A 10,141-nucleotide genomic window follows, 5' to 3' on the forward strand; every position below is an offset into this window, starting at 1 on the left:
CGCTGTGAGGCGAGCGAGCGCTGCTGTCCGCAAGCCGCTGCCTGACAGAACCTGACCCGACCTGACAGGACCTGACCCGACCTGACAGGACCTGACCGTGCGCCGTGAGGCGCTGTTGTTCGAGTGGAGGTGAGAGACCGCCACCTGCCGTCTGTCGCAGCAGGCGGTTGTAGCTGAGGGCAGCCTCGTCCGGGTGGTGCCGGGTGGGGTGGGAAGCGGCCCTGACAAAGCCGGGACGTGCCAGTACTGCCAGATGGTGCGGGTTCGGCGAGCGAGACGGAGAGGAGTACGCGAGGAACCGGCGTGGTAAAGCCCCTTAATCTGTCGCCAGCTCGAACCTGGCGGATATGGGCTGGATGCGGTGCTTCCCCGCCTCTTGGTTAGGTGGCGGGGATCTTCCCAGCGGATTCTGACCAGTCTGCTGGGGAGGCCATGGGGAAGGTCTGCGGCGTACCCATGGCGATGCCGTAGGGGCAGAGTCGGGCTCCTCCTCCGACGAACGAACAGCAGTGAACACGGGAACCATCCGGTTGCGGTTCCCTGCGCGTCGCGCTTCCAGCGCGGTAGTGGGGATAGGCGCACCGACCGCTGAACGGGCCGGATGGGGCGGAGCCGCCGTAGTAGTCCGAGGCCGGGAAAGCCGGCCACATGGCGAAGGGCGGCAGCGGTTTCGCGAAGGGAAGGACGCTGTAATGCCGCAAGACGCGACGCCGAACGGCGACGCTCCACCGGAACGGGCCGTGGGCCCGTATCGGCGGGTAGTGGAGATGCAGGCCAAGCTTCACCGTTGGGCGGCGGCCGATCCCGGCCGCCGGTTCGACGATCTGTTCAACCTCGTGCACGACCCGGCGACGCTGCTGATGGCGTATGGCCGGGTCGCTGGCAACCTGGGGGCGCGAACGCCGGGCGTGGACGGTCTGACCGTCGCCGACGTCGAGGCGCACATCGGCGTTCCCGGGTTCCTGGACAACCTGCGAGCGTCCTTGAAGGACGGCACGTTCCGGCCGTTGCCGGTGCGGGAACGTAAGATTCCCAAACCGGGAGGGTCAGGTAAGGTCCGCAGGCTCGGGATTCCGACGGTCGCGGACCGGGTCGTTCAGGCGGCGCTCAAGCTGGTGCTGGAGCCGATTTTCGAGGCTGACTTCGAGCCGGTCTCGTTCGGGTTCCGGCCCTTGCGGCGCGCCCAGGACGCGTTGGCCGACATCCAGATGTATGGCACTCACGGTTACCGGTGGGTGCTGGATGCCGACATCGAGGCGTGTTTCGACTCGATCGATCACGTGGCATTGATGGACCGCGTCCGATTGAGGATCAAGGACAAGCGTGTTCTGGCGTTGGTGAAGGCGTTCCTGAAGGCCGGGGTGCTCACCGAGCACGGCGACCGGCAGGACACGCACACCGGCACGCCGCAGGGCGGCATCCTGTCTCCGCTGCTGGCCAACATCGCCCTGACAGTGCTCGACGAGCACCTGATGCGGCCGTGGAAGCCGGGCGGGACGATGTCAACCAACTATCTCCGGGCCAAACAACGCGCCCAAGGGTCGGCGACGTGGCGGCTGGTCCGCTACGCCGACGACTTCGTGATCCTCGTCCACGGAAACGAGGAACACGTGCAGCAGTTGCACGAGGACGTCGCCCATGTGTTGGCACCACTAGGTTTACGGCTGTCACCGGCCAAAACCCGGATAGTCCACATGAGCGACGGGTTCGACTTCCTGGGGTTCCACATCCGGTGGCGCCGCAAGCGAGGCACGAACAAGTGGCACGTGTACACCTTCATCGCCAAGCGGCCGATCCGGTCGCTGAAAGCGAAGATCCGTGCACTCACACGCAGGAAATCACAGCAGGACCTGGCCTCAGTGCTGACCCGGCTTAACCAGGTCATGCACGGCTGGGCCAACTACTTCCGGCACGCCGTGGCGAAGGACACCTTCAACATGCTCGACAGCTTTGCCTGGCGGCGGCTGAGCAGCATGCTCATGCTACGACACCGCTGGAACTGGACGGCCTTCCGCCGCCGACACACCACCCCCACCAGGCGGTGGCTACCGATCAACGCGGACGGGATCGAATACCGGCGCATCGCGGCCATCCCCGTGACCCGCTACCGCTGGCGCTCCACCATGATCCCCAGCCCCTGGCCTGCACCCGCCAACGCCTAACGACAGAAACCGTGGAGAGCCCGCTGCGCGGAGACGCGCACGGCGGGTGTGCGCCGTGAGGCGCTTCGTTGTATCCCCAGCTCAGTTGGGAGGAACTTGGAGAACTGTTCCTGGGTCTGATGGCTTACCTGGATCCGAAAGGTGAAGGGAACAAGAGCATGTCAGGAAAGCGACGGGCGTGCCCAGGTGTCAGGGGCGTGGCGTCGCGGGACCCGCGCGATATGGCCAAGGCTGGATTGCTTGAAGCCTAATCCCCAGTGATGAAAGTGCGCATCCATCGGAAACGACACCTGAAACCGATGCCACGCCGTGCGCCGGCATGAACCCGTGAGGCTGGTGCAACTCCACGGCGTCGGGCACCGCCCAACGAGGGCGGGCAAGGGGATGAGTGGGCGGCCTACGTCGCGCTAGATACGTACAACGAAGACGTACCACGGGATCGCCTACGGGACGCGAGTCCTATGGCGACGGAGTGTCCGTAGTAGTCGCAGGAGTAACGACCTGCCAGGGAGGCCGGGAAAGCCGGACCGCAGGGCGAAGGGACACAGGTGATCACGATGTTCAGCGAAGCGAGGTATGCGTAATGCAGAGCGCCGCAACGGTGCTGAACGTCATCCGGGAACGCGGCAGGCGCGGCCTGCCGCTGGAAAGACTGTATCGACAGTTGTTCAACCCGCAGTTGTTCCTGCTGGCCTACGGACGCATCTACGCCAACAAGGGGTCGATGACGCCCGGGGCCACGTCGGAGACCGTGGACGGTATGTCCCAAGCCAAAATCGGGGCGATCATCGACGTGTTGCGTCGTGAACGCTACCGGTGGCGGCCGGTCAAGCGCGTGTTCATCCCGAAGAAGAACGGGAAGCTGCGCCCGCTGGGTCTGCCTACCTGGTCGGACAAGCTGGTCGCCGAAGTGGTGCGTCTGCTGTTGGAGGCGTACTACGACGTCCAGTTCTCCAACCGCTCCCACGGGTTCCGTGCGGGCCGGGGCTGCCACACCGCGTTGGATGAGGTGGTGTCGGTCTGGAAGGGAACGCATTGGTTCATCGAGGGAGACATCTCCGACTGTTTCGGGTCACTTGATCACTCGATCATGGCGTCGATCCTTGCGGAGAAGATCCACGATGGCCGGTTTTTGCGGCTGGTGTCCAACATGCTCACGGCCGGGTACCTGGAGGATTGGCGATGGCACGCCACGCTCAGCGGTGCGCCGCAAGGTGGCGTCGCATCCCCGGTTTTGTCCAACATTTACCTGGACCGGTTGGACCGGTTCGTCGAGCAGTCTTTGCTGCCTGAGTACAACCGAGGCCGTCTTCGACGGCGCAACACCGAATACCAGGCTGTCGATCACGCGATCGCGAGGGCCAAACGGCATGGTGACCGGGCTGCGGTGAAGGCGCTTCGGCGTCAGCGCCGGACCCTGCCCAGCCAGGACCCGAACGATCCCGGCTATCGGCGCCTGCGGTATGTGCGCTATGCCGACGATTGGCTGCTGGGATTTGCCGGGCCCAGGCACGAAGCCGAGCAGATCAAGTCGCGGATCGCGACGTTCCTGCGCGAGGATATGAAGCTGGAACTGTCCCAGTCCAAAACGTTGATCACCCACGCCGCCAGCCAGGCGGCGCGGTTTCTCGGCTATGAAATCCGAACCCAACGAGCCGACAACAAGCTCGACCGTCGCGGCCAACGCTCCGTCAACGCCGCGATCGGGTTGTTCGTGCCCAGGGACGTCATCAGGCAGAAGTGCGCGAACTATATGCGCGAAGGTAAACCGGCTCAACGCGGCCTGCTGCTTCACGATCAGGACTTCACCATCGTCGCGAAGTATCAGGCCGAGTACCGGGGGTTGGTCCAGTACTACCTCCTCGCCCAGGACGTGTTCCGCCTGGACACCCTGCGATGGGTCATGGAGACCTCGATGCTCAAAACCCTCGCGGGTAAACACAAGTCCACCGTCACCAAGATGGCCCGCAAGTACAAGACGGTCATCGAAACCCCTGACGGAAAACGGACCTGCTTCCAGGTCACCGTCGATCGGGACCGGGGCAGGAAACCACTGGTCGCCCGCTTCGGCGGGATCCCGCTCAAGCGCCAACGCACAGCCGTCCTCACCGACCTGTCACCGATCATGGCCAGCACGAAGCGAAACGAGTTGATCCACCGGCTCCTCGCCGACTGCTGCGAGATCTGCGAATCCCGGACGAACATCGAGGTTCACCACGTCCGCAAACTCGCCGACCTCAACCGCCACGACCGACCCGACAAACCAGCATGGGTGCACCTCATGGCCAAACGGCGCCGCAAAACCCTCGTTATCTGCCGGGCCTGCCACGAGAACATCCACGCCGGAAGGACAACCGCACCCACCCGGAACTGACCACTGGAGAGCCGTGTGACGAGAAATCGTCCAGCACGGTTCGGGAAGGGGCCGACGGAAAAGGACCCACACCACGGGCACCTCGCCGGCGGCCTACTTCACTCGGAGAGCGGCCTGAGGAAACGGATCAGGAGCAATCCTGACACCGCGCCTCAGGCCGACTCTACCGACGGGTGGGCCAGCAGCTGGTCTCCATAGAACCCGGGGCAGTTCAGGTCGGCGGCGCTGCGCTGCCGGCCCTGACGGACGCTGACAACGGGTGCAGCAGCCTTAGGAATCCTGGTGGCCTGCGGGCTGTGCGGCGACCCGTGCGGGCGGTCGAAAAGGGGCCTGTCGTGGGCGCTCGTCGCCGCCGAGCCGGCCCGTGGTTGTCAGCTCGCGTGTGAGGGCTCGGCTGGGTGCGGCATTGGGGGCTCGGTTGGGGGCGTCGGCGATTCGAGGCCCCAAACGAGCCTTGCCGATCCGCCCTGTCAGGTGGCTGAGCTGCGGAAACAGGATCCGATACGAACCCATCAGCAAGATCAACCTGTCCCGACTCCCTAATGCTTCTTAGGGATCCCCAGGGGTTCTTACGCCGAGTACGCCACGATGGAGACCTCGACTACCTGGCGAGGCACATTGCCTCGGCCCGACTGGGATTTGCTGGTCCGGGCGATGGCGGCCAGCGCGACCCTCCACGCCGAGCGACTGGCGATATCGCCAAAGCGGGGCATGGGGAGGCGGTGTGTCCGGGCAGACCTTGCTGAACGGCCGCTACGAGCTGGAGCCGTTGCCGACGGCGACCAGCGGGAACGGCACGCGGTGCCTGCTCAATCGGCGTTCGGGCTGCCCTCGTTGATGGCTAGTTGACGACGTTTCACGGTGTCTTGTGCCTCCCCTGTGTGCCCCACTGTCAGGAGCTGGCGTTGCTGTACTTCGCCGCTGCACTGCCCGCAGCACCGTGTGACCGCTACGACTACCGCGCCTAGGGTGGAGCCCATGATCGTCTGGGTGTCCTCGTTTCCACGCTCGGGAAATACGTTCCTCCGCATCCTGCTGCACCGTCTCTACGGTGTACGAACGTCCGTCGTATACGACGTCGACGGAGTCGCCACACGCTTGGGCGCGGCCCTGGTCGGATTCGAGGAGCGGCCCGCGGCAACCCGCGCGATGCGGACTACCGAGCAGGTGCACTTTGTCAAGACGCACAGGCAGCGCGATGACGACGTCAACGAGTCGGACCGAGCCATCTGCCTCGTCCGCGACGGCAGAGACTCGCTGGTCTCATGGGCTCGGCTCAACAGCGAAGGGAAAGGCCGCGAGTTCGAGATCGAGCTGAGAGCAATGATCAACCGAAAAGACACGGTCGGGACCGGGAGTTGGGGGCAGAACGTGCTTAGCTGGCTACTGCCACCAGCACCCCACCGGGTCATGCTCAGGTACGAAGACCTCGTACGCGAGCCGAGAGCATCCGTCCAGCGGGTAATGGCGGAACTACTGCTGTCCGGAATCACGCCTCGCGCCGACGTGGACATTCCGTCGTTCGAGGAACTAAACACAATCGACCCGGGGTTCTTTCGACGAGGACAGGCGGGCACCCATCTCGACGAACTGTCGGACGATCTTCATCAGCTCTTCTGGTCGCGGCCCGACAATCGCGCCGCGATGGCGCTACTGGGCTACCGCTAGGCGACGAAAGGCTCCTTGACCCCCAGGCAACCGACCTGCCGCGCTGACCTGTCGCCGCGGGCTCTGACGGGCGAAACGGGGGTCGGATGGATCGGCTGCGTCGCGGCGAGAGATTTCTCCGGGGCCGTGTCGATCCGCGGGCCACTCGTTCGACGTTAGGGTGCGAGGCCGAGAGGCGGTCCCGCCGGACGAGGAGACTGCGATGCCGAAGTACCTGCTGATCATGCGGGGCACCGACGAGTCGAACGCGGCGATGATGGCCAACATCGACGAGATGATGGCCACGACCCGCCAGTTCATCGAGGAGATGGTCAAGGCCGGTGTTCTTCTCGCGGCGGAAGGGCTGGACGATCCGCGCCAGGGCGTCGTGGTCGACTTCAGCGGCGAGGCCCCGGTGGTCACGGACGGGCCGTACGGCGAGACGAAAGAACTGTTCGGGGGCTTCTTCCTGCTCGACGTCGCCTCGAAACAGGAGGCGGTCGAGTGGGCCAAGCGGGTCCCGGCGGCCCCCGGGTCCAAGATCGAGGTCCGGCGGGTGCCCGGAAGCGACGAGGTCCCGCAGGTCGGCGAGTGATCGCCAAGGACTGGGCCGGGCGCGAGAGCAACGGCCAGATCTGATGGGTACGGCCGATGTCGAGGCCGTCTGGCGGATCGAGTCGGCGCGGATCGTCGCCGCGCTGACCCGGTTCACCGGCGATTTCGGGCTGGCCGAGGACGCGGCCCAGGAGGCGGTGGCCGAGGCGCTGGTGTCGTGGCCGCTTGCCTCTCCGGCGAATCCGGCCGGCTGGCTGATGGCCACGGCCCGGCGGCGGGCGATCGACGCGATCCGCCGCCGGACCGCCCTCCAGGACCGATACGCCCTGCTGGCGGCCGACTTGGCGGTCGACTCGGCGGTTGACGAAGAAGTCGATCCCGACAAGATCGATGACGACGTGCTTGCGCTGATGTTCATCAGCTGCCACCCGGTGCTCTCCCCCGAGGCCCGGGTGGCGCTGACCCTGCGCGTGGTCGCCGGCCTGTCCAGCGAGGAGATCGCCCGCGCGTTCCTCGTACCTGTGCCGACCGTGCAGGCCCGCATCACCCGGGGCAAGAAGACGATCGCGGCGGCTGGGGTGCCGTTCGAGCTGCCGCCAGCCGGCGAGCGCCGGGAACGGCTGGGCGGCGTGCTCAGCGTCATCTACGTGATCTTCACCGAGGGGTCGACGGCCACGTCGGGCGACCGGCTGCTGCGCCCCGACGTCGCGTACGAGGCGATCCGGCTGGCCCGCACGCTGGCCGCGCTGCAACCGGACGAGCCGGAGGTGCACGGCCTGCTCGCGTTGTGCGAGCTGACAGCCGCGCGCTTCCCGGCCCGGACCGGCCCGGACGGCTCGCCGATCCTGCTCGAGGACCAGGACCGGCGGCGGTGGGACATCTCGGCAATCCGCCGTGGGCTGGCCGCGCTGGCCAAGGCATCGACTCGCGGCCTCGGCCCCTACGGCCTACAGGCCGCGATCGCCGCCACCCACGCGTCGGCGCCCTCGGTCGAGGCAACCGACTGGGACCGGATCGTAGTGCTCTACGAGGCACTCAGCCGGGTCGCACCCTCGCCGGTGGTCGAGCTCAACCGGGCCGTCGCCGTTGCCATGGCCTCGGGCCCGGCGCAAGCCCTGGCCATCGTGGACGAGCTGATCGCCTCGGACCGGCTCCCCGGTTCGCATCTGATCCCGACCGTACGCGGTGAGCTGCTGGCCCGGCTCGGACGGCGGCCGGAAGCACGCGCCGAGTTGGAACTGGCGGCCCGGCTGTGCGCCAACCAGCGCGAACGCTCGGTGCTGCTGCGCAAGGCGGCCACGCTGAGCTGACTTCTCCAGCTCGGCCAGCCGGGATTCGAGCGCGGCCCGGATGCCGTCGATCGCGTCGGCCACGTCGGCCGAGTCCCCGAATGCGGACGGCGGGAGCGCGGCGAACCCGGGGAGAAAGTCGCCTGCGGTCGGCGTGTAGACCACGTCCGGGACCGGCTGTGGCCCAGGTGCTTTGTCAGGCCGGTGTGGCGGCAACGGTTTGATCAGATCCCATAGGTCGTCGACCGCCCGCGCCTCACTCGTACTCCACCGAGCGAGGCTGATTTCCCATCGTGGCGCTGATCAAATCTATTCAGCAGATCGTGTTAAGCAGGACCGCGACAAGTCAGGCAGGGAGCGCGGCGAGGTAGCTGACCGCGATCGCCGGCTAGTTGGGCAGAAAGCCGGGGCGAAGGCTTAGCCGAATGGCGGCGTAGGGCGATGATGTGGGCGACTAGTCACCGAGGGATCTCCCGCCCATACTGCTGATAGAGCCGCCGCACGGGGTCCGGTGACACAGGACGGCACCCATACCGGCAGGCGCAGCGCTGGCGATCGCCGCCGGAGCGGATGCACCGTTCATCGTCGCCGGCGGATGAGATCGAACACCGCAGACCGGTCACCGTCGACTGATCGTCGGGTCCCCTCAGGCGCACCGGGATCGGTGCCGGCTACGCGGAGGTGGTCATGTACTCAGCGGCGAAGCTTCCCACCGTTCTGGCGACCGGGGCTCTCGCTCTTGCCATGGTCGCCTGCCAGTCCTCGCACGCCCCCACACCCGGGCCGGCCAACCCTGATCCGGCACGCTCAATCTGGTCCGCGCCCGGCGGGTCGGGTGGCGGACAGGTGGCATCGCCGTCCACATCGACCGAGCTGCCGCCCACGAAAGCCCCGCGCACATCACCCGCGCCGGTACCGTCCGTGCCCGCACCGACCAGGTCGGCCGGCCTGACCAGGTGGCAACTGGCCGGGCAGCGAATCATCTACTCCTACCCCGGGTTGACACCACCGGCGAGCCTGATGAGGATCATCCGCGCCGGTGAGGCCGCCGGGGTGATCTTCTTCGGGGAGAACATCGCCAGCACCGCCCAGATCAGCTCGGTGATCGGCCAGTTGCGACGAGCCCAGGCGCAAAGCCCGGTCCATGTACCGCTGCTGCTGATGGTCGACCAGGAGGGTGGCCTGATCCGACGGCTGCCCGGGGCGCCCGCGCTGTCGGAGAAGCAGATCGGCCAGTCCGCCGATCCGGTGGCCGCGGCGGCCGCGGCGGGCACCGGAGCCGGCCGCACCCTCGCCGCACTGGGCATGAACGTCAACCTCGCCCCGGTTCTCGACGTCTACTCCACCGCGGGCAACTTCATCGACCAGTACCAGCGCTCCTACAGCGCGAACCCCGACACCGTCGCGGCTTTGGGACGCGCGTTCATCACCGCCCAGCAGCGCACCGGCGTGGCCGCCACCGCCAAGCATTTCCCCGGACTGGGATGGGCAGCAACGGCCCAGAACACAGACACCCGGCCGGTCACCCTGTCCCAGTCGCTGGCCACGTTGCGCGGCACCGACGAGTTCCCCTACTCAGCCGCCGCCGTCGGCGTCGACCTCGTCATGGTGTCCTGGGCCATCTACCCGGCGCTGGACCCGAACCGCCCAGCCGGCCTGTCGCCGACAGTAGTCAAGCAGGAACTGCGCGGCCGCATCGGGTTCACCGGGGTGACCGTCACCGACGCCCTGGAAGCCGGCGCGCTGGCTCCCTACGGCAACACCGGCCAACGCGCGGTCGCCGCCGCCACCGCCGGCATGGACCTCATCCTGTGCTCCGCCCGCGATGTCAGCCAGGGCGAAGCCGCCACCACCGCCCTGGTGAACGCCCAGACCGGGGGCCAACTCGACACCGCCGGCTTCATCGCCGCGGCGGATCGGATCGCCGACCTACGGGCCCGTCTCCACTGACCGTGTAGTGAGACGGCCGTCCGACGCGGCTCCACCCGCCCGGCCCGGCCCGTGAACGACCCGAGCATCCCAAGTCAAGCGTCGCGGGGCCGGCGCCCAAGTCAGCGGGCGGACCGACGAGGACGCCGGGGCTGAGGATCCAGGACGGGTCGAGCGAGCTAGTC

At 67.0% G+C, this 10,141-nt stretch carries 6 protein-coding genes; all 6 read left to right on the forward strand.

The annotated features are described in order from the left end of the window. Positions 1–692 precede the first annotated feature (692 nt). Positions 693–2,162 (forward strand): group II intron reverse transcriptase/maturase, encoded by a 1,470-nt coding sequence (gene ltrA / locus ACY34I_RS39260; protein WP_462760431.1) that lies wholly within the window; start codon positions 693–695, stop codon positions 2,160–2,162. Positions 2,163–2,745: 583 nt separating this feature from the next. After that, positions 2,746–4,536, forward strand: a complete 1,791-nt coding sequence (locus ACY34I_RS39265) for a reverse transcriptase/maturase family protein (protein WP_462760433.1) — start codon at positions 2,746–2,748, stop codon at positions 4,534–4,536. A gap of 978 nt (positions 4,537–5,514) precedes the next feature. Beyond that, positions 5,515–6,204, forward strand: a complete 690-nt coding sequence (locus tag ACY34I_RS39270; protein WP_462760435.1) for a sulfotransferase domain-containing protein — start codon at positions 5,515–5,517, stop codon at positions 6,202–6,204. Between the two features lie 202 nt (positions 6,205–6,406). Beyond that, complete coding sequence (locus ACY34I_RS39275; RefSeq protein WP_462760437.1) at positions 6,407–6,778, forward strand: YciI family protein; 372 nt, start codon at positions 6,407–6,409, stop codon at positions 6,776–6,778. A 43-nt stretch (positions 6,779–6,821) separates the two neighbouring features. Continuing rightward, complete coding sequence (locus ACY34I_RS39280) at positions 6,822–8,048, forward strand: RNA polymerase sigma factor (RefSeq protein ID WP_462760439.1); 1,227 nt, start codon at positions 6,822–6,824, stop codon at positions 8,046–8,048. A 900-nt stretch (positions 8,049–8,948) separates the two neighbouring features. Beyond that, on the forward strand, positions 8,949–9,977 hold the full coding sequence (locus ACY34I_RS39285) for a glycoside hydrolase family 3 N-terminal domain-containing protein (RefSeq protein ID WP_462760441.1): 1,029 nt from the start codon (positions 8,949–8,951) through the stop codon (positions 9,975–9,977). Positions 9,978–10,141: the final 164 nt, after the last annotated feature.

The organism is Micromonospora sp. RTBAU3-60 (assembly GCF_054963695.1).